20 protein-coding genes and 1 pseudogene are annotated in these 18,779 nt (G+C 72.6%); 19 read left to right on the top strand and 2 right to left on the bottom strand.

The features are described 5' to 3' along the window. From rho to SJ20_RS05410, 15 genes are all read left to right on the top strand, one after another. On the top strand, positions 1-1,443 hold a 1,443-nt coding region (gene rho, locus SJ20_RS05480; protein WP_044659209.1), incomplete at its 5' end, for a transcription termination factor Rho. 115 nt (positions 1,444-1,558) lie between these two features. Continuing rightward, complete coding sequence (gene prfA / locus SJ20_RS05475; protein ID WP_044659208.1) at positions 1,559-2,668, top strand: peptide chain release factor 1; 1,110 nt, start codon at positions 1,559-1,561, stop codon at positions 2,666-2,668. Further along, positions 2,665-3,567: a peptide chain release factor N(5)-glutamine methyltransferase gene (gene prmC, locus SJ20_RS05470; protein ID WP_044659207.1), complete on the top strand. Its 903-nt coding sequence runs from the start codon at positions 2,665-2,667 to the stop codon at positions 3,565-3,567. The genes prfA and prmC overlap by 4 nt, the downstream gene beginning before the upstream one ends. Further along, the gene (locus SJ20_RS05465; RefSeq protein WP_044659206.1) at positions 3,564-4,298 is read left to right on the top strand and encodes an L-threonylcarbamoyladenylate synthase; all 735 of its coding nucleotides are present in this window, start codon (positions 3,564-3,566) and stop codon (positions 4,296-4,298) included. Before prmC ends, SJ20_RS05465 begins: the two co-directional genes overlap by 4 nt. A gap of 9 nt (positions 4,299-4,307) precedes the next feature. Next, positions 4,308-5,447, top strand: coding sequence for an MraY family glycosyltransferase (locus tag SJ20_RS05460; protein WP_044659205.1), 1,140 nt, complete (start codon positions 4,308-4,310; stop codon positions 5,445-5,447). Beyond that, positions 5,444-5,878 carry a hypothetical protein gene (locus SJ20_RS05455; protein WP_036341344.1) on the top strand — a complete coding sequence of 145 codons (435 nt, stop codon included), beginning with the start codon at positions 5,444-5,446 and terminating at the stop codon, positions 5,876-5,878. Before SJ20_RS05460 ends, SJ20_RS05455 begins: the two co-directional genes overlap by 4 nt. 231 nt (positions 5,879-6,109) lie before the next feature. Then, on the top strand, positions 6,110-6,910 hold the full coding sequence (atpB, locus tag SJ20_RS05450) for a F0F1 ATP synthase subunit A (protein ID WP_036382182.1): 801 nt from the start codon (positions 6,110-6,112) through the stop codon (positions 6,908-6,910). A gap of 150 nt (positions 6,911-7,060) precedes the next feature. Beyond that, a complete protein-coding gene (locus tag SJ20_RS05445) occupies positions 7,061-7,276 on the top strand; it encodes an ATP synthase subunit C (protein ID WP_002857264.1) in 216 nt (71 codons plus the stop codon). A gap of 84 nt (positions 7,277-7,360) precedes the next feature. Beyond that, on the top strand, positions 7,361-7,915 hold the full coding sequence (locus SJ20_RS05440; protein ID WP_044659204.1) for a F0F1 ATP synthase subunit B: 555 nt from the start codon (positions 7,361-7,363) through the stop codon (positions 7,913-7,915). Further along, positions 7,915-8,727, top strand: a complete 813-nt coding sequence (locus SJ20_RS05435; protein ID WP_044659210.1) for a F0F1 ATP synthase subunit delta — start codon at positions 7,915-7,917, stop codon at positions 8,725-8,727. The genes SJ20_RS05440 and SJ20_RS05435 overlap by 1 nt, the downstream gene beginning before the upstream one ends. Positions 8,728-8,817: 90 nt before the next feature. Further along, positions 8,818-10,452, top strand: a complete 1,635-nt coding sequence (gene atpA / locus SJ20_RS05430; RefSeq protein ID WP_036334989.1) for a F0F1 ATP synthase subunit alpha — start codon at positions 8,818-8,820, stop codon at positions 10,450-10,452. 83 nt (positions 10,453-10,535) lie between these two features. Next, positions 10,536-11,429 carry a F0F1 ATP synthase subunit gamma gene (locus tag SJ20_RS05425; protein ID WP_044659203.1) on the top strand — a complete coding sequence of 298 codons (894 nt, stop codon included), beginning with the start codon at positions 10,536-10,538 and terminating at the stop codon, positions 11,427-11,429. Between the two features lie 53 nt (positions 11,430-11,482). Then, the gene (gene atpD / locus SJ20_RS05420; RefSeq protein WP_044659202.1) at positions 11,483-12,940 is read left to right on the top strand and encodes a F0F1 ATP synthase subunit beta; all 1,458 of its coding nucleotides are present in this window, start codon (positions 11,483-11,485) and stop codon (positions 12,938-12,940) included. 6 nt (positions 12,941-12,946) lie between these two features. Further along, on the top strand, positions 12,947-13,222 hold the full coding sequence (locus SJ20_RS05415) for a F0F1 ATP synthase subunit epsilon (protein ID WP_036313044.1): 276 nt from the start codon (positions 12,947-12,949) through the stop codon (positions 13,220-13,222). A 34-nt stretch (positions 13,223-13,256) separates the two neighbouring features. Further along, positions 13,257-13,646 carry a DUF2550 family protein gene (locus tag SJ20_RS05410; protein ID WP_230259842.1) on the top strand — a complete coding sequence of 130 codons (390 nt, stop codon included), beginning with the start codon at positions 13,257-13,259 and terminating at the stop codon, positions 13,644-13,646. A 14-nt stretch (positions 13,647-13,660) separates the two neighbouring features. On the opposite strand, the gene nucS is transcribed toward SJ20_RS05410, so the two are convergent. After that, on the bottom strand, positions 13,661-14,356 hold the full coding sequence (gene nucS, locus SJ20_RS05405) for an endonuclease NucS (protein ID WP_002857250.1): 696 nt from the start codon (positions 14,354-14,356) through the stop codon (positions 13,661-13,663). Positions 14,357-14,408: 52 nt separating this feature from the next. On the opposite strand from nucS, the gene SJ20_RS05400 reads away from it, so the two are divergent. Continuing rightward, entirely contained in the window at positions 14,409-14,768 is a 360-nt protein-coding gene (locus SJ20_RS05400; RefSeq protein WP_036382177.1) for a hypothetical protein, read from the top strand. Positions 14,769-14,802: 34 nt separating this feature from the next. Here SJ20_RS05400 and SJ20_RS05395 read toward each other — a convergent pair whose 3' ends face one another. After that, complete coding sequence (locus tag SJ20_RS05395; protein WP_036382174.1) at positions 14,803-16,125, bottom strand: AI-2E family transporter; 1,323 nt, start codon at positions 16,123-16,125, stop codon at positions 14,803-14,805. A gap of 125 nt (positions 16,126-16,250) precedes the next feature. On the opposite strand from SJ20_RS05395, the gene SJ20_RS05390 reads away from it, so the two are divergent. The 3 genes and pseudogenes from SJ20_RS05390 to SJ20_RS05380 all read left to right on the top strand — a co-directional run. Next, entirely contained in the window at positions 16,251-17,207 is a 957-nt protein-coding gene (locus SJ20_RS05390) for a co-chaperone YbbN (RefSeq protein ID WP_225348405.1), read from the top strand. Between the two features lie 64 nt (positions 17,208-17,271). After that, the gene (locus tag SJ20_RS05385) at positions 17,272-18,096 is read left to right on the top strand and encodes an ABC transporter ATP-binding protein (RefSeq protein WP_044659201.1); all 825 of its coding nucleotides are present in this window, start codon (positions 17,272-17,274) and stop codon (positions 18,094-18,096) included. Next, positions 18,087-18,779 (top strand): annotated as a pseudogene (locus tag SJ20_RS05380) (Tat (twin-arginine translocation) pathway signal sequence); the annotation flags it as partial. The gene SJ20_RS05385 and the pseudogene SJ20_RS05380, both read left to right, overlap by 10 nt.

Here is an 18,779-nt window from a genome sequence, read left to right as displayed (position 1 = left end):
AACGGCCGCGACCGCGAGAACGGCCGCGACCGCGAGAACGGCCGCGAGAACAATCGGGACCGTGAGAACGGCCGCGACGGCTCCCGCGAGCAGCGCGGCGACACGTCCGAGGACGGCGGCCGGGGCGACGGCGGACGCGGGGACCGCAGCCGCCGCGACGACCGCGACGACGAGGGCGGCCGCAACCGTCGCAACCGCCGCAACCGCAACGAGCGCGGCCGCAACCGCCGTGGCCGCGGCGGCCCCGAGGTCGACGAGACCGAGCTGACCGAGGACGACGTCCTGCAGCCCGTGGCCGGCATCCTCGACGTGCTGGACAACTACGCGTTCGTCCGCACCTCCGGCTACCTGCCGGGCCCGAACGACGTCTACGTCTCCCTGGCCATGGTGAAGAAGTACGGTCTGCGCAAGGGCGACGCCGTCGTCGGCGCCATCCGCGCCCCGCGCGACGGCGAGAAGCAGCAGCACCACGGCGGCGGCTCCAACCGTCAGAAGTTCAACGCCCTGGTGAAGATCTCCTCGGTCAACGGTCAGCCCGCCGTCGAGCACCCGCAGCGCGTGGAGTTCGGCAAGCTCGTGCCGCTGTACCCGCAGGAGCGCCTGCGCCTGGAGACGGATCCCAAGCTGATCGGTCCCCGCGTGATCGATCTGGTCAGCCCCATCGGCAAGGGCCAGCGCGGCCTCATCGTCTCCCCGCCCAAGGCCGGCAAGACGATGATCCTGCAGTCGATCGCCAACGCGATCAAGACGAACAACCCCGAGGTCCACCTCATGATGGTGCTCGTCGACGAGCGCCCCGAGGAGGTCACCGACATGCAGCGGTCGGTGGACGGCGAGGTCATCGCCTCCACGTTCGACCGCCCGGCGGACGACCACACCACCCTCGCCGAGCTGGCCATCGAGCGCGCCAAGCGCCTCGTGGAGATGGGCCGCGACGTCGTCGTGCTGCTCGACTCCATGACCCGCCTGGGCCGCGCCTACAACCTGGCCGCCCCGGCCTCGGGCCGCATCCTCTCCGGCGGTGTTGACTCCTCGGCGCTGTACCCGCCGAAGAAGTTCTTCGGCGCCGCCCGCAACATCGAGAACGGCGGCTCGCTGACCATCCTGGCCACCGCGCTGGTCGAGACCGGCTCGCGCATGGACGAGGTGATCTTCGAGGAGTTCAAGGGCACCGGCAACATGGAGCTGCGCCTGTCCCGCCACCTCGCGGAGCGCCGCATCTTCCCGGCGGTGGACGTCAACGCGTCCGGCACCCGCCGCGAGGAGGCCCTGCTCTCGCAGGAGGAGGTCAAGATCATGTGGAAGCTGCGCCGGGTGCTCTCCGGCCTCGAGCAGCAGCAGGCCCTCGACCTGCTCACCAACAAGATCAAGGACACCGCGTCCAACGCCGAGTTCCTCATGCTGGTCTCCAAGACCACGCTGGGGTCCAAGGGCGACGACTGACCGTCCCGTCGCACGGCCCCGTCTCGCCCGGGGGAGCTCGTCTCCGCCGGACGGGGCGGGGCCGTCCGCGTCGGACAGCCCGGCCCGTTGAGGCCGGAGGAGGAGAGGCACGCACGTGTTCGATTCGGACCAGCGGCGCGAGGCCGTGGATCGGCTCCTGGCGGAGCATCGCGAGCTGACGGCGCGCCTGTCCGACCCGGCGGTGCACCAGGACCCGGCACTCGCCCGGCGGCTGAACCGGCGGTTCGCCGAGCTCGGCGCCGTGGTGACGGCCCACCGCGCCTGGTCGGCGGCGGCGGAGGAGCTGGCCGACGCGCGGGAGCTGGCCGCGGCCGGCGACGACGACGCGGCGGCCTTCGCGGCCGAGGTGCCCGGTCTGGAGGCGGCCGAGGCGGAGGCCGCCGAACGGCTGCGCCGGCTGCTGATCCCGCGCGACCCCGACGACGCGCGCGACGTGATCCTCGAGATCAAGGGCGGCGAGGGCGGCGAGGAGGCGGCCCTGTTCGCCGGCGACCTGCTGCGCATGTACCTGCGCTACGCCGAGTCCCGGGGCTGGAAGACGGAGGTCCTCTCCGCCACGCACTCCGACCTGGGCGGCTACAAGGACGTCCATGTGGCGGTGCGGGGGAGCGCGGCCGACCCGGCCGACGGCGTCTACGCCCGGCTCAAGTTCGAGGGCGGCGTGCACCGCGTGCAACGCGTGCCCGTCACCGAGTCCCAGGGCCGCATCCACACCTCCGCCGCCGGCGTGCTCGTGCTGCCCGAGGTGGACGCCCCGGACGAGGTCCACCTCGATCCGAACGACCTCAAGGTGGACGTCTTCCGCTCCTCCGGGCCGGGCGGCCAGTCCGTCAACACGACCGACTCCGCGGTGCGCCTGACGCACCTGCCCACGGGGATCGTCGTCTCCATGCAGAACGAGAAGTCCCAGATCCAGAACCGCGAGGCCGCGCTGCGCGTGCTGCGGTCGCGGCTGCTCGAGCGGCAGCGGGCGGAGCAGGACGCCGAGGACTCCGCGGCGCGCGCCGCGCAGGTGCGCACCATGGACCGCTCGGAACGCATCCGCACCTACAACTTCCCGGAGAACCGGATCGCGGACCACCGCACCGGCTACAAGGCGCACAACCTCGACGCGGTCCTCGACGGCGACCTCGAGGCCGTGATCGCCTCCTGCCTCGCCCTCGACGAGGAGCGGCGGCTCGCCGCGCTGGGCGGGGACGCGTGAGCGCACCGGCCTGGTCCGCGCTGCTGCGCGACGCCGCCGCCCGCCTGACCGCGGCGGGCGCCGACTCGCCGCGCGTGGACGCCGAGCTGCTGCTGGCCCATGTGCTCGGACTCGACCGCGGCGCGCTGCTGGCCCGGGTGTTCGCCGGGGCCGTGGCCGAACCCGCGCAGGCGGCGGCGTTCGAGGCGCTCGTCGGGCGCCGCGCCGCCCGCGAGCCCGTCCAGCACCTGACCGGTGTCGCGCACTTCCACGGGCTCGACCTGGCGGTCGGCCCGGGCGTCTTCGTTCCGCGGCCGGAGACCGAGCTGCTCGTGGAGACCGTCGTGGCCGACCTGGCCGCGCGGCCCGCGGCGGGCGTCGTGGTGGACCTGTGCACCGGCTCCGGTGCGATCGCCGCGGCCGTCGCGGCGTGGGGCGAGGCGCGGGGCCGCCCGCTCGCCGTCACCGCCGTCGAGCTCGACCCGACGGCGGCCGACTGGGCCCGGCGGAACCTCGCCCCGCGCGGGGTCGACCTGCGACAAGGTGATGCCCTTGTCGCATGCCCCGACCTCGAGGGCCGCGTGGACGTCGTCGTGAGCAACCCGCCCTACGTGCCCGAGGCCGAGGTGCCCGTCCAACCGGAGGCCCGACTGGACCCGGCGCGGGCGCTCTACGGCGGGGACGCGCCCGGGCTGCGGATCCCGCGGGCCATCGCGCACCGGGCGGCGGACCTGCTCGCCCCGGGCGGCCTCTTCGCCATGGAGCACCACGAGACGCAGGGCCCGGCCCTCCTGGCCGCCCTCGGCGCGGACCCCCGGTTCACGGGCGTCCGCGTGCACCCGGACCTCACCGGACGAGACCGGTTCCTGACGGCGCGCCGGTCCTGCGAAGCCGCGGCGGGCGCGGAGGTGGAAGAATGACCTACGTGAGTGACTTCATCGACGTCTCGGATCCGGCCGCCCTCGAGAATGCCGTGGCCCGCGCCCGCGAGGTCCTCGCGGACCGCGGCTGCGTGGTCCTGCCGACGGACACCGTCTACGGCATCGGAGCGGACGCGTTCTCCCCCCTGGCCGTGGCCGTGCTGCTGGCCGCCAAGGGCCGTGGCCGCACCATGCCGCCGCCCGTGCTCATCGCGGACCGCCGCGTCATGGCCGGCCTCGCGTACGACGTGCCGGAGGAGGCCGAGGCCCTCGCCGAGCGCTTCTGGCCCGGCGCCCTCACGCTCATCCTCAAGTCCCAGCCCACGCTGACCTGGGACCTCGGCGAGACCCGCGGCACCGTCGCCCTGCGCGTGCCCGACGACGCGGTGGCCCGCGAACTGCTCTACGCCGTCGGCCCCATGGCCGTCTCCAGCGCGAACCGCACCGGCATGGACGCCGCCACCACCGCCGACGCCGCCCGCTCGATGCTGGGGGAGTCCGTGGCCCTCTACCTCGACGCCGGCCCCCGCGAGAGCCGGGATCCCTCGACGATCGTGGACTGCACCGTCACCCCGTTCCGCGTCGCCCGGCAGGGCTCCGTGCCCCTGGAGGAACTGCGCGCGGTGGTGCCGGACCTGCTCGCCGAGGGCGAGGAGCCGCCGGTCGCCGCCGAGCGGATCGCGGCCGCCGAGGACACCGCTGCGGCGCGCCCCGCCGACCGGGAGGCCTGACCGGCCCCCATGCGCGCGTATCTCGTCCTGGTCGTGGTCACGGCCGTCGCCTGCGGGGCCCTGACGCCCCTCATGCGCCGGCTGGGGCTGCGCGCGCGCGTGTTCACCCCGCTGCGCCAGCGGGATGTGCACCGGCACCCCGTGCCGAAGCTGGGCGGCGTGGCCATGGCCGCGGCCGTGCTGGTGGGATTCGCCGTCGGGGGCATCGTGCCGTTCCTCCAGGGGATCTACGCGGACGACGCCGCGATGCGCGGGCTCCTGGTCGCCGTCGCCGTCGTGCTCGTCGTGGGCATCGCCGACGACATGTGGGACCTGCGCTGGTGGGTGAAGATGGCCGGCCAGGTGCTGGCCGGACTCGCGGTGGCCCTCGGCGGGATCCGCATCGAGGCGATGCCGGTGGGCTGGATCCCGGTGGGGAACGAGACCACGCAGGTCATCCTCACGGTGTTCGCCGTGGTGCTGACGATGAACGCGATCAACTTCGTGGACGGTCTGGACGGCCTGGCGGCGGGCGTCGCGCTGATCGGCGGCTCGGCCTTCTTCGTCTACTCGTATCTGCTGACGCGGACCATCAACCAGTTCGACTACGCCAACCTCGCCACCCTGCTCATGGCCCTGCTCGTCGGCGCGTGCGTGGGCTTCCTGCCGTGGAACCTTGCCCCGGCCCGCATCTTCATGGGCGAGGTGGGGGCCATGCTCATCGGCCTGCTGATGGCCGCGGCCGCGGTCGCCGTGACCGCCGACGTGAACGCCCTGGACGGGATGCGCTTCCGCAACGTCCCCGCCTACATGCCGATCCTGCTGCCCGTCGCCGTCCTCGCCCTGCCGCTCGCGGACCTCGCCCTGGCCGTGCTGCGACGGACGGCCAAGGGCACCAGCCCCTTCTCGGCGGACCGCGGGCACCTGCACCACAAGCTCGTGGACGGCGGCTACACCCAGGCGCAGGCCGTCGCGCTGCTCTGGCTCTGGGCGTTCCTCGTGGCATGGGGCGCTGTGTCCCTGAACTTCGTGGACCACATGATCGTCCTGCCCGTGCTCGCCGTGGCCCTGGCCGGAGCCGGCTACCTCACCCTGCATCCGATCGTGGAGCGCCGTCGCGCGGTCCGGAACGACGCCGCGGCCCACCCGGACGAGCGGGGGGACGCGTGACCGGGGCGGGCGGCCGCCGACGCCGGCGCCGCTGGGAGAACCGCCGTGGCTGGTGGGGGATCCTCGGGTGGTCCCTGGCCGCGGCGGGGGCTGCCCTGGCGATCACGTGCGCCGCGTGGCTGCTCTCCGCCGGCGGGGAGGCGGCCGGGAGCGCCCTGCTGGGCGGCGGCGCGGTGCTTGCGCTCTCGGCGCTCACCGGGGCGACGACGGCACTCGTCTGGGACCGGGCGCGCGAGGCGGCGCTGCCGGTCAGCGTGGGGCTGTTCGTGCTCAAGATCGCGGTGTTCGCGGTGCTGCTGGGGGTCCTGCCCCGCCCCGGCTGGGTCCGGGCGGACGCGGCGGCGATCGCCGCCCTCGTGACGATCCTCGTCTGGCAGGCCGCGGAGGTCCTCGTGTTCGCCCGGACCCGCCGCGGGATCTACGCCGACTGACCCGCCCGAGGGGCGAAGACACCGAGCCGGGGGCCATGCCGTGGGTCCCTTCTGCGGTACGGAGCACGGGTCACCGTTTGGTATCGTTGGCGGCGAACACTTCGACGGCGCCCATCTGCCGCCATCCGTGTCTCGCATCGCACCGGTACCCCCGCAATGTCGCGGCGCCCGCCTGTGGTCCGGGGACGAGGCTGCGGTCCCGTCGACTGCATCACTTCGGAGAGGAACCGCGTGCTGACCCTCGTGCTGGCCAACGCATCATTCGTGCCCCCCACCATCTCTGATGGTCACCTCCCGGAGATCTTCCCCTGGGGTGCGGAGTACGGCACCGGCTTCGGCAAGCAGATGCTGCTCGTCCTGCTCTCCGTGGTGCTCATCACCGCCTTCTTCGCGTGGGCCATGCGCCGTCCCCGGCTCGTGCCCGGCAAGGCCCAGTGGCTCGCCGAGTCCGGCTACTCCTTCGTCCGGAACGACATCGCGAAGGACATCCTGGGCGAGAAGAACTTCAAGCAGTGGGTCCCGCTGCTCTTCTCCATCTTCTTCTTCGTGCTGCTGAACAACCTGTTCGGCGCCATCCCGGTGCTGCAGCTGCCGACCTTCTCCCACGCGGGCGCCGCCTACGGCCTGGCCCTCATCGTCTACGCGATCTGGATCGGCGTCGGCATCAAGCGCCACGGCGTGCGCTACCTGAAGCTGGCCGTCGTGCCCTCCGGTGTGCCCGGCTGGATCCTGCCGCTGCTCGTGCCGCTGGAGATCATCTCCAACTTCATCGTGCGCCCGCTGACCCACTCCCTGCGTCTGATGGCCACCATGCTCTCCGGCCACATGATCGTGATGCTGGCCGGCGCCGGCGCCGCCTACCTGATCACGCAGACCGGCAGCCTGGCCCTGCAGGGGACCGGCATCCTGGTCATCCTCGGCTCGGTGGCCCTGTACTTCCTCGAGCTGCTGATCATGTACCTGCAGGCCTTCGTCTTCACGCTGCTGACCGCGATCTACATCCAGGGCGCGATCGACGCGAACGACCACTGATCTTCCGGGGCCGCCTCGGGCACGACCCAGGCGGCCGCGGTACGGCGGGAGAGCCCGCCACCAGTCTTCCCGGCCCTCCGCAGGAGGACCACCCGGGAGGCCGACCCTCCACAACCCGGCCGGACACCTCGGCCTCGTGAAAGGAACACCATGGAACTGCACGGTTCGCTCAACATGATCGGCTACGGCCTCGCCGCCATCGGCTCCGCCATCGGCGTGGGCCTGATCTTCGCCGCCTACATCAACGGCGTCGCCCGTCAGCCGGAGGCCCAGCGCATCCTGCAGCCGATCGCCCTCCTGGGCTTCGCGCTCGCCGAGGCCCTCGCCATCCTGGGCCTCGTCTTCGCCTTCGTCATCGGCGCCTGACGCGCCGCGTCCACGGAGCGCCCGCACGGTGTGACCGTCGGTGCTCCCTCTCCACAGGACTCTTGACCGAAGGATGGTTGAAACATGATCAGCAACGGACTGATCCTCGCGGCGGCTGAGGGGGCCAACCCCCTGATCCCCAACCCGTGGGAGATCCTCGTCGTCGTGGTGGGCTTCGCCCTGCTCATGTTCATCGTCATCAAGTTCATCGTCCCGACCCTCGAGAAGTCCTACCAGGACCGTGTCGAGGCGATCGAGGGCGGTCTGGCCAAGGCTGAGAAGGCCCAGGCCGAGGCGAACGCGATGATGGCGGACTACGAGTCGCAGCTGGCGGACGCCCGCACCGAGGCGAATCGCATCCGCGAGGATGCCCGCACCGAGGCCGCCGAGATCGTGGCCGAGGCGCGCGAGCGCGCGACCGCCGAGGCGACGCGCATCTCCGAGCAGGCGCAGGCGCAGATCGCCGCCGAGCGTCAGCAGGCCGCCGCGCAGCTCAAGGCCGAGGTCGGCTCGCTGGCCACGACCCTGGCCGGCAAGATCGTGGGCGAGTCCCTCGAGGACGACGCCCGCTCGCAGCGCGTGGTCGACCGCTTCCTGGCTGACCTGGACCGTCACCAGAGCGCAGGTGTCGCCGAATGATGACGGGCGCATCGAGGGACTCCCTGGCCGCCTCCCTGGAGGCTGTCGGTCCGGTGCTGGACGAGGGCGGCGTGGCCCTGGCACGCGAGCTGTTCGGCGCGCTGGACGTGGTGGACGAGCACGGCGCCCTGCGCCGCGCCCTGACCGACCCCGCCTGGACCACCGAGCGCCGTCACGGCCTCGTCGACTCGCTGTTCGGCGCCCGGGTGACCCCCGGTGCACTGCAGGTCCTCAAGGACCTGGCCGGCCGCCGCTGGTCGGCGGAGCGCGATCTCGGGGACGCCCTCGAGACGGTGGCCGCGCACGCGGCCGCCGCGGAGGCCGCACGCGGCGGACACGCGGGCCTGGCTGCCCTCTCGGGCGAGCTGCTGGCCTTCAACCGCACGGTCGAGGACTCGCACGAGGTGCAGCGGGCGCTCACCGATCAGCACGCACCCCTCGAGGCACGGGCCGCTCTGGCCGGTCGTCTCCTGGGTGAGTCGGCCAGCCCGGCCGGCCGACTGCTGGTCGAACGCGCCGTCTCGGCCCCGCGCGGCCTGAAGCCGTCCGCCGCCGTCCGCAAGGCCGCGGACGTCGTCGCCGAGCGGCAGCGCCAGTGGATCGCAGAGGTGACCGTGGCCCGGCCGCTCGAGGCCGAGCAGCAGGAGCGGCTGGCCCTGGGCCTGCGCCGCGCCTTCGGCCGCGATCTCGTCATGGACGTGACGGTGGACCCCCACGTGGTGGGCGGCATCCGCGTCCAGGTCGGCGACGACGTCGTCGACGGGTCCATGGCCTCGCGCCTCCACGACCTCCAGCGGCGGATGGCCGGCTGAGGCCGGCTCCCGCCCGCATCCGGAACACCCACGAACGTAAGCATCATCGTCACGTCGATGATCACCAAGCACAGAGAGCAGGGACTGCAGATGGCCGAATTGACCATCAACGCTGACGATGTCCGCAATGCCTTGAACGATTTCGCGGCATCGTACGAACCGTCGGGCACCGATCGCACCGAGGTCGGCCGTGTCATCTCCGCGGCGGACGGCATCGCTCGTGTGGAGGGTCTGCCCTCCGTCATGGCGAACGAGCTGCTGCGCTTCGAGAACGGCATCCAGGGCCTGGCCCAGAACCTCGACACCCGCGAGATCGGTGTCGTCGTCCTCGGCGAGTTCCAGGAGATCCGCGAGGGCATGGAGGTGCAGCGCACCGGCGAGATCCTCTCCGTCCCGGTGGGCGACGCCTTCCTGGGCCGCGTGGTGGACCCGCTGGGCCAGCCCATCGACGACCTGGGCCCGATCGAGGCCGAGGGCCGCCGTGCCCTCGAGCTGCAGGCGCCGACCGTGACCGAGCGCAAGTCGGTCCACGAACCGCTGCAGACCGGCATGAAGGCCATCGACGCCATGATCCCGATCGGCCGTGGCCAGCGTCAGCTGATCATCGGTGACCGCCAGACCGGCAAGACCGCGATCGCCGTCGACACGATCCTCAACCAGAAGGCCAACTGGGAGTCGGGCGACGTCGAGAAGCAGGTCCGCTGCGTCTACGTGGCCGTGGGCCAGAAGGCCTCCACCATCGCCGGCGTCCGCGCGACGCTGGAGGAGCACGGCGCCCTGGAGTACACCACCATCGTGGCCTCCCCGGCGTCCGACCCGGCCGGCTTCAAGTACCTCGCCCCCTACGCCGGCTCGGCCATCGGCCAGCACTGGATGTACGGCGGCAAGCACGTGCTGATCATCTTCGACGACCTGTCGAAGCAGGCCGAGGCCTACCGCGCCGTCTCCCTGCTGCTGCGCCGCCCGCCGGGCCGCGAGGCCTACCCGGGCGACGTCTTCTACCTGCACTCCCGGCTCCTCGAGCGCTGCGCCAAGCTCTCGGACGAGATGGGCGCGGGCTCGATGACCGGCCTGCCGATCATCGAGACCAAGGCGAACGACGTCTCGGCCTACATCCCGACCAACGTCATCTCCATCACCGACGGCCAGATCTTCCTGCAGTCGGACCTGTTCAACGCCAACCAGCGTCCCGCCGTGGACGTGGGCATCTCGGTGTCCCGCGTGGGCGGCGCCGCCCAGGTCAAGGCCATGAAGAAGGTCTCCGGCACGCTGAAGCTGGACCTGGCGCAGTACCGCGACCAGCAGGCGTTCTCCATGTTCGCCTCGGACCTGGACCCGGCCACCCGCCGCCAGCTCGCCCGCGGTGAGCGCCTCATGGAGCTGCTCAAGCAGCCGCAGTACTCGCCCTACCCGGTCGAGGAGCAGGTCGTGTCCATCTGGGCCGGCTCCAAGGGCCACCTCGACGAGGTGCCGGTGCAGGACGTGCTGCGCTTCGAGCGCGAGTTCATCGACCACCTGCGTCGCCACACCTCCGTCCTGACCGACATCGCCTCCACCGGCAAGCTCGAGGACGGCACCGTGTCCGCGCTCGAGTCTGCCGTCGCCGAGTTCTCCAAGGGCTTCCAGTCCTCCGAGGACGGCGGCGTGCAGGCCGGCCACGAGGAGCACCGCGCGATCGAGCAGGACCAGGTCGCGCAGGAGCAGATCACCAAGCAGAAGCGCTGACCGCCGGTCGGTGAGGGAGCGGTCCGGCGTCGGACCCCACGGGGACGACGCCGGACCGCCCTCCCGCCAGGGAAAGGACCACCATGGGAGCCCAGATCCGGGTCTACCGTCAGAAGATCGCGTCGACGTCGTCGATGAAGAAGATCTTCAAGGCGATGGAGCTGATCGCCACGTCTCGCATCACCAAGGCACGTGAGCGCGTCAGCGCGTCGCTGCCCTACGCGAACGCGATCACCCGCGCCGTCTCGGCCGTGTCGAGCCAGCACGACATCGATCATGTCCTCACCACGGAGCCCGAGAACCCGACCCGGGCGGCCGTGCTCATCATGTCCTCGGACCGCGGCCTCGCCGGCGCGTACTCCGCGAACGTGCTGCGCAAGGCCGAGCAGCTCCTCTCCCGCCTCGGCGAGGAGGGCAAGGACGTGGACGTGTACGTCGTCGGCCGCAAGGCGCAGACGTACTTCGACTTCCGCGGCCGCGGCTACAAGAAGCTGTGGACCGGTCAGACGGACGCCCCCGTCGCCGAGCGCGCCGCCGAGATCGGCGAGGTGCTCGTGGACGCGTTCCTCACGGACACGGCGGACGGCGGCGTGGACGAGATCCACGTCGTGTTCACCGAGTTCGTCTCGCTCGTGAAGCAGAACCCCCACGTGGTGCGCCTGCTGCCCCTCGAGGTCGTCGAGGAGGAGGCCGCCACCGCCGAGGACGTGCTGCCGCTCTACGAGTACGAGCCGGACGCGGAGGAGGTCCTCGACGCACTGCTGCCCAAGTACATCGAGTCGCGCATCTTCAACGCGATGCTGCAGTCGGCGGCCTCGGAGCTCGCCAACCGTCAGCGCGCCATGAAGTCGGCGGGCGACAACGCCACGAGCCTCATCAAGGACTACACGCTCCTGATGAACAACGCCCGTCAGGCCGAGATCACCCAGGAGCTCACCGAGCTCATCGCGGGCGCGGACGCGCTCAACAACTCCTGAGCCCGTTCGGGACTCACCAGACTCGCCATCCACACACGATAGAAGTGAGAGAGATGACTGCCACCATCACTGACCAGGGCACCGGGACCCCCACCGGCGGTGCCACCGGACGCGTGTCCCGCGTCATCGGCCCCGTGATCGACGCCGAGTTCCCGGCCAACGCGATGCCGGAGATCTACAACGCGCTGACCACCGAGATCGACCTCAACGGCCAGCGCCGCACGGTCACCTTCGAGGTCGCCCAGCACCTCGGCGACAACATGGTCCGCGCCATCTCCCTGCAGTCCACCGACGGCCTGGTGCGCGGCACCGACGTCGTGGACACCGGCGCCCCCATCTCGGTGCCGGTCGGCGACGCCGTGAAGGGCCACATCTTCAACGTGCTCGGCGAGACCCTGGACATGCCCGCCTCGCAGCTGCAGGCCGAGGACCGCTGGCCGATCCACCGCCCGGCCCCGAACTTCGCGTCCCTCGAGGGCTCCACCGAGATGCTGGAGACCGGCATCAAGGTCATCGACCTGCTGACCCCCTACATCAAGGGCGGCAAGATCGGCCTGTTCGGCGGCGCCGGCGTGGGCAAGACCGTGCTCATCCAGGAGATGATCACCCGTGTGGCCCGCAACTTCGGCGGCACCTCCGTGTTCGCCGGCGTCGGCGAGCGCACCCGTGAGGGCAACGACCTCTGGGTCGAGATGGACGAGGCGGACGTCCTGAAGGACACCGCCCTCGTGTTCGGCCAGATGGACGAGCCGCCGGGCACGCGTCTGCGTGTGGCCCTGTCCGCGCTGACCATGGCGGAGTACTTCCGCGATGTGCAGAACCAGGACGTGCTGCTGTTCATCGACAACATCTTCCGCTTCTCGCAGGCCGGTTCCGAGGTCTCCACGCTGCTGGGCCGCATGCCCTCCGCCGTGGGCTACCAGCCGAACCTGGCGGACGAGATGGGTGTGCTCCAGGAGCGCATCACCTCGACCCGCGGCCACTCCATCACCTCGATGCAGGCCGTGTACGTCCCCGCGGACGACTACACCGACCCGGCCCCGGCCAACGTGTTCGCGCACCTGGACGCGACCACCAACCTGACCCGTGACCTCGCGTCCCGTGGCCTGTACCCGGCCGTGGACCCGCTGGCCTCGACCTCGCGCATCCTCGACCCGCAGTACGTGGGCCAGGACCACTACGACGTGGCCATCCGCGTGAAGCAGATCCTGCAGAAGAACAAGGAGCTGCAGGACATCATCGCGATCCTCGGTGTGGACGAGCTCTCCGAGGAGGACAAGATCACCGTGGGCCGCGCCCGCAAGATCGAGCAGTTCCTCTCGCAGAACACCTACACCGCCAAGCAGTTCACCGGCGTCGAGGGCTCCACCGTGCCGGTCAAGGACACCGTCGAGGGCTTCAAGGCCATCGCCGACGGCGACCTGGACCACGTCGCGGAGCAGGCCTTCTACAACGTGGGCGGCCTGGACGACGTCGAGCGCGAGTGGGCCAAGATCCAGGCCGAGGGCTGATCGATCATGGCTGAGCTCAACGTCGAGATCGTCTCCGAGGAGCGGTCCATCTGGTCGGGCGCCGCGTCGGCCGTGTCGGCGCGCACCGTCAACGGTGAGATCGGCATCCTCCCGGGCCACACCCCGATGCTCGCCGTCCTCGGCGACGGCGAGGTCGTGGTGCGGACCACGGACGGCGGCACCGTCACCGCGCAGGCCCGCGGCGGCTTCTTCTCCGTGGACCACGACCGTGTCGTGATCGCCGCGACGTCCGCCCGGCTGGGCGACGCCGCGGCGGCCTGACGCGGCGCGGCAGGACCTGACGGTGGAGGGCCCGGTGCTCATCGCCTCGGCGACCGTGGTGGCAGTCATCGTGCTGTCGGCACTCGCCCTGGTGATGCGGCGCCGGGCCCTCGCCCGTGTCACGGCCGCCTTCCCTGCGGTCCTGGAGCGGGAGGGCCCGGGGCGTGAGCGTGTGATCGGCGTGTACGACGAGTCCCGCCTGCGCCTCACCGGGGGCTGGCGCCTCTCGCGAGAGCGCTGGAGCGCGGACCGGAGCCGCCTGCAGATCGACCGCCTCCCGGCGGACGAGGCCGGCCGGGCCGTCCTGGAGCTGAGCGCCGGCACACGTCCGGTGCGCGTCGTCGTCGACCCCGACGACGCCGGCGCCCTGCGCGCCTGGAGCGAGGCGGGGCCGTCCGCGGCGTCGTCCTTCTGGCGCCGCTGAGCCCGCCCGGCGCCTCAGAACAGGCGGGACTCGGCGTCGTCCACGCCGCGCATCGCGTCGTAGTCGAGGGTGACGCAGCGGATGCCGCGGTCCTCGGCGAGGGTGCGGGCCTGGGGCTTGATCTGCTGGGCCGCGAACACGCCGCGCACGGGCGCCAGGAGCGGGTCCCGGTTCATCAGCTCGAGGTAGCGGGTGAGCTGCTCGACCCCGTCGATGTCCCCACGGCGCTTGAGCTCGACCGCCACGGTGCCGCCGTCGGCGTCGCGGGCCAGGATGTCCACGGGGCCGATCGCCGTCATGTACTCGCGGCGCACGAGGGTGTGGCCGTCGCCGAGCAGGCTGATCTGCTCGGCCAGCAGACGCTGCAGATCCGCCTCCACGCCGTCCTTGACGAGGCCGGGGTCCACGCCGAGCTCGTGGGAGTCGTCCGCCAGGACCTCCTCGATGAGCACGATGAGTCGGTCGTCGGACTTCTTGGCCTGCACGCGCCAGACCTGCGTCACCCCCTGGTCGGCCTGGTCGGGGGAGGGCTCCTCCACGTGCAGGGTCGCGGGCGGCGACATCCAGTTGAGGGGCTTGTAGGAACCGCCGTCGGAGTGCACCAGCACCGAGCCGTCCGCCTTCACCATGAGCAGGCGGGTGGCGGTGGGCAGGTGGGCGTTCAGGCGGCCCTCATAGGTCACGGAGCAGCGGGCAATGACGAGTCGCACCGGTCCATCCTAGGCGGACCGTGCCCACCCGCTCGTGTGTCAGCATGGGGACATGCCCCGTTCGAACCGTCCCCGCCGCTCGTCCGCGCCTCGGCGGAGCGAGCGCGGGGCCTCCGGCGTCTCCCGGCGGTCCCGGCCGTCGCCGGGGCGGTCCGACCCGCTCGAGGAGCTCCTCGGCCTGGACGCGGGCTACTCGCGCCAGTCCGGGTCCGACGGCGGCTGGCACGTCCGGCAGATCCCCGCGTGGCGCGCGGTGAAGGACTACACGTGCCCCGGCTGCGGCCGGGTGATCCGGCAGGGCCAGGCGCACCTCGTGGCCTGGCGCGCCGACTGGATCATGGGGGACGAGGACGCGGGAGCGGACCGGCGGCACTGGCACCCGGTGTGCTGGCGCACCCGCCCGAGCCGCTGACCGCGACGGTCCGGGCCGCGCCGCCGTCGTGGGCCTACCGGGCGTCCTGACGGGGGATGAAGACCTCGCGGACCAGCAGCAGCAGCGCGGCGGCGAGCGGGATCGCCATGAGGGCGCCGAGGACGCCCAGCAGCGCGCCTCCGGCGATCACCGCGATCACGGCCACGGCCGCCGGCACGGACACCGCGCGCGCCATGACGCGCGGCGAGATGACGTAGGCCTCGATCTGCAGATAGACGAAGTAGATGGCCGCGAACACGGCGGCGGTCTGCCACGACGTCAGCAGGCTCACGAGGGTCAGCAGCGTGCCGCCGATCGCGGCGCCCACCAGCGGGATGAACGCCATGAAGGCGGCGATCGCGGCGAGCAGGACGGCGAAGGGGGCGCCGGCGATGGCCAGCGCCGTGAACGCCACCGCGCCGTTGAGGGCGGCCACGAAGGACTGGCCCATCACGTAGTGGCCGACCGAGGAGGTGATCTGCTCGGACAGCGCCTCGATCCGGGGCCGGCGCGAGCGCGGTGCGAGCCGGTAGGCCCAGTACTTCATGTGCGGCAGGGAGGAGAGGAAGTACAGCGTCAGCACGACCACCACGAGCACCGAGAAGACGGCGTTCAGCACGGTCTGGCCGAAGCCGAGGAGCCCGCCGAACAGGTCGGTGACGGCGACGCCGTCGGCGGCGAGGCGCTCGGTCTGGGCGCGAACGGCCTCCTGGAGGTGGAACTCCTCGTCGAGCTGCACGAACCACTCGGCGGTCATCACCCCGTCGATGATGGCCGGCAGGTCCTGGACCAGCTGCGTGGACTGCTCGATCACCGTGGGGACCAGGAGGGCGACGAACGCCCCGGCCACGGCGGCCAGGCCGAGCGCGGCCGTGAGCACGCCGACCCAGCGGGGCGCGCCCCAGGACTCGACCCGGCGCACCAGCGGATCCAGGCCCAGGGCGATGAACAGGGCCGCGGCGATCCACACGATGAGCTGTCCGTTCGTGCGCAGCACCGAGACGACGCCGATGGCCAGGGCCACGCCGACTGCGAGCAGGAAGCCGGTCAGCCCGGGGGACTCGACGGCCACGGCCGCGACCGCCGGATCCTCGGCGCCGTCGACGGGGACCGACTCGGGGTCCACCCGGTCCTCCTCGAGGAAGGGTCGGCGCCGCCGCAGGACGGAGCCCAGGCGGGGCAGTCGACGACGCCCGGCGGGCGTCGGCCCGTGCGACGGCGGCGCGGCGGCCACCCCGACCGGCTCCACGGGGATGCCGGCCACGGGCGGCTGCTCGGTGCCCTCGGGCTCGGCCGGGGCGCGGACGTCGGCGACGCCGGCGGCGTCCGGGCCGGATGCGGTCTCCTTCTCCTCCACGCGCTCAGCGTACGTCAGGGCCCCGGCCTGACCGCGCCACGCCGGGGAGGCTACCGTGGGGCGCAGTGACAACGCCCCTCGCGCCGGCGACGGGGCGGACCCGGACCGGAAGGATCGTGACCGACGTGACCGCCCAGCCCCCCTCCGACGCCCCGTCCCACCTGCGCGGCGCCGTCGACCTGTCCTCGCTCGGCACCCCGGCCCCGGCCGGGCGGACCGCGCCGGGGGCCGACGCCGGCGCCGGCGGCGGCTCGTGGGTGATCGCGGACGCCGACCAGGGTCTGCTGCAGCAGCTGGTCCAGCTCTCCGCCCAGGTGCCGGTGCTGCTGCACCTGCACGTGCCCGGGGACGCGGCGAGCGAGGCGCTCTACCGGCAGTTCGCGGACGCGGTCGACGCCCAGGCGGGACGGCTCGTGCTCGCGCGTCTGGACGTGGCGAAGGAGCCCGCCGTGCTGCAGGCGCTCGGCCTGGGGGCCGGCCCCGCGGTCATGGCCGTGGTGGCGGGGCAGCCGGTGCCGCTGGTCAATCAGGAGGTGCCGGAGGAGACGCTGCGCCAGCTCATGGGGGAGATCCTCGAGGTGGCCCGTCAGAACGGCGTCGCCGGCACCGTGCCCCCCGTCGCCCCGGCGCGCCAGGACGCCGACGCCGCGGCCGCGGAGGCTCCGCCCGTGCCGCCGCTGCACCGGGCCGCCCATGAGGCCCTCGCCGCCGACGACCTGCCCGGGGCCGTCTCGGCGTGGGAGGCGGCGCTGGCCGACAGCCCCGCGGACGCCGTGGCCCAGCAGGGCCTGTCCGCGGCCCGCCTCATGCTGCGCACCCGTGACGCCGACGCTGCGGCGGTGCGCGCGGCCGCCGCGGACGGCCCGGACGACGTCGCCGCCCAGCTCGCCGTCGCCGACCTGGACGTGCTCGGCGGCCACGTGGAGGACGCCTTCGCCCGGCTCGTGCGGTTCATCGCCCTCCACCCCGGCGACGACCGCGAGACGGCGCGCGCCCACCTCGTGGACCTCTACACCGTGGTGGGCACGGACGACCCCCGTGTGCAGGCCTCGCGGCGTCGGCTGGCCGCAGCGCTGTTCTGAGGGACCCTCAGTTCATCCCTGAGGAGGACGCCGTGTCCGCCTGACGGTGGGTAAGGTCCCAGGCATGTCTCCGCATGCGCCCGAGCCTGCCCCCGCCCACCTGGCGGCCGCCGCCCGTCGGCGTGCGGCCGACGCCCCCGATCCGGACCTCGCCCTCGTCACGCGCGGGCTGACCCAGCGGTTCGGGGACAAGCTGGCGCTGGACGCGCTGGACCTGGACGTCCCGGCCGGATCGTTCTTCGGGGTGGTCGGGCCCAACGGGGCGGGCAAGACCACGGCCCTGTCGATGGCCACCGGGCTGCTGCGCCCGGACCACGGCCGCGCCTGGATCCACGGCGTCGACGTGTGGGAGCAGCCCCTCGAGGCCAAGCGACGGGTCGGCGTGCTCGCCGACGGCGTGCGCACCTTCGACCGCCTCACGGGCACGCAGCTCATGACCTACGCCGGGCTGCTGCATGGCCTCGACGCGGACACCGTGGCCGAGCGGACCGCGGACCTGCTGCGGGTGATGGACCTGGAGGACGCCGGCCGCAAGCTCGTGGCCGACTACTCCGCCGGCATGACCAAGAAGGTGTCCCTGGCGGCCGCCATGGTCCACGCCCCGGACCTGCTCGTCCTGGACGAGCCGTTCGAGGCCGTGGACCCGGTCTCCGCCGCGAACATCCGGGACATCCTGCACTCGTACGTGGAGCGGGGCGGCACCGTGATCGTCTCGAGCCACGTGATGGACCTCGTCCAGCGCATGTGCACCCACGTCGCCGTGATCGCGGCCGGGACGCTGCGGGCCGCCGGCACGCTCGAGGAGGTCCGGGACGGGCACGACCTCGAGGACCGCTTCGTGGACCTCGTCGGCGGCCGCCACGGCTCGGAGGGGCTGGCATGGCTCTGACGCTCGTCCGACTGCGCTGGACGCTGACCCTGAACCAGTGGCGGCGGTCCCCGTTCACCCTGGTGATGAGCGTGCTCGGCGCGCTGTACGTGCTCGGCATGGCCGCCGTGGCGGTGACGCTGCTCGTCACGGGCCTGCCCGCCCTGCCGGACGAGGCCCGCGGCGCCACGACCGTGCTGGCCGCCGCCGTCGTGGTGCTCGCCTGGCTCGTCATCCCGCCGTTCGTCACGGGCGTGGACGCCACCCTCGACCCGCACAGCTTCGTGCTCTTCCCCGTCCCGGCCCGCACCCTCATCGCCGGGCTGGTCCTGAGCGCCTTCACGACGCCGGTCGGGCTCGCCACGCTGGCCGTGCTGGTGGGCCTGGGGGCCAGCTGGTGGGACCGGCCGGCCGCGCTGGCGGCGGGCCTGGCCGGGGGCGCGCTGACCGCGGTGACCGCCGTGGCGATCGGCTCCGGCCTCGCCGGCCTCCTGGCCGCCTACGCGAGCCGGCGTCGGGTGCGGGACGTCGTCTCCGTCCTGCTGTTCATCCCGCTCATGCTCGGCGGCGTCGCCCTCTCGCAGGCCATCGCGTCGTTCGAGGACTTCCTGGCGATCGCGCCCCAGGTCGCCCGCGGCGCGGCGTGGACCCCGTTCGGGGCGGGCCCCGCCGCGGCGTGGGCGGCCGCCGAGGGCCGCGGAGGC

Source organism: Micrococcus sp. MS-ASIII-49 (assembly GCF_000946635.1).
Taxonomy (GTDB): Bacteria; Actinomycetota; Actinomycetes; order Actinomycetales; family Micrococcaceae; genus Micrococcus; species Micrococcus luteus.
The sequence above is the reverse complement of the archived record's forward strand: the minus strand, read 5'-3'. Positions and strand labels throughout refer to the sequence as shown.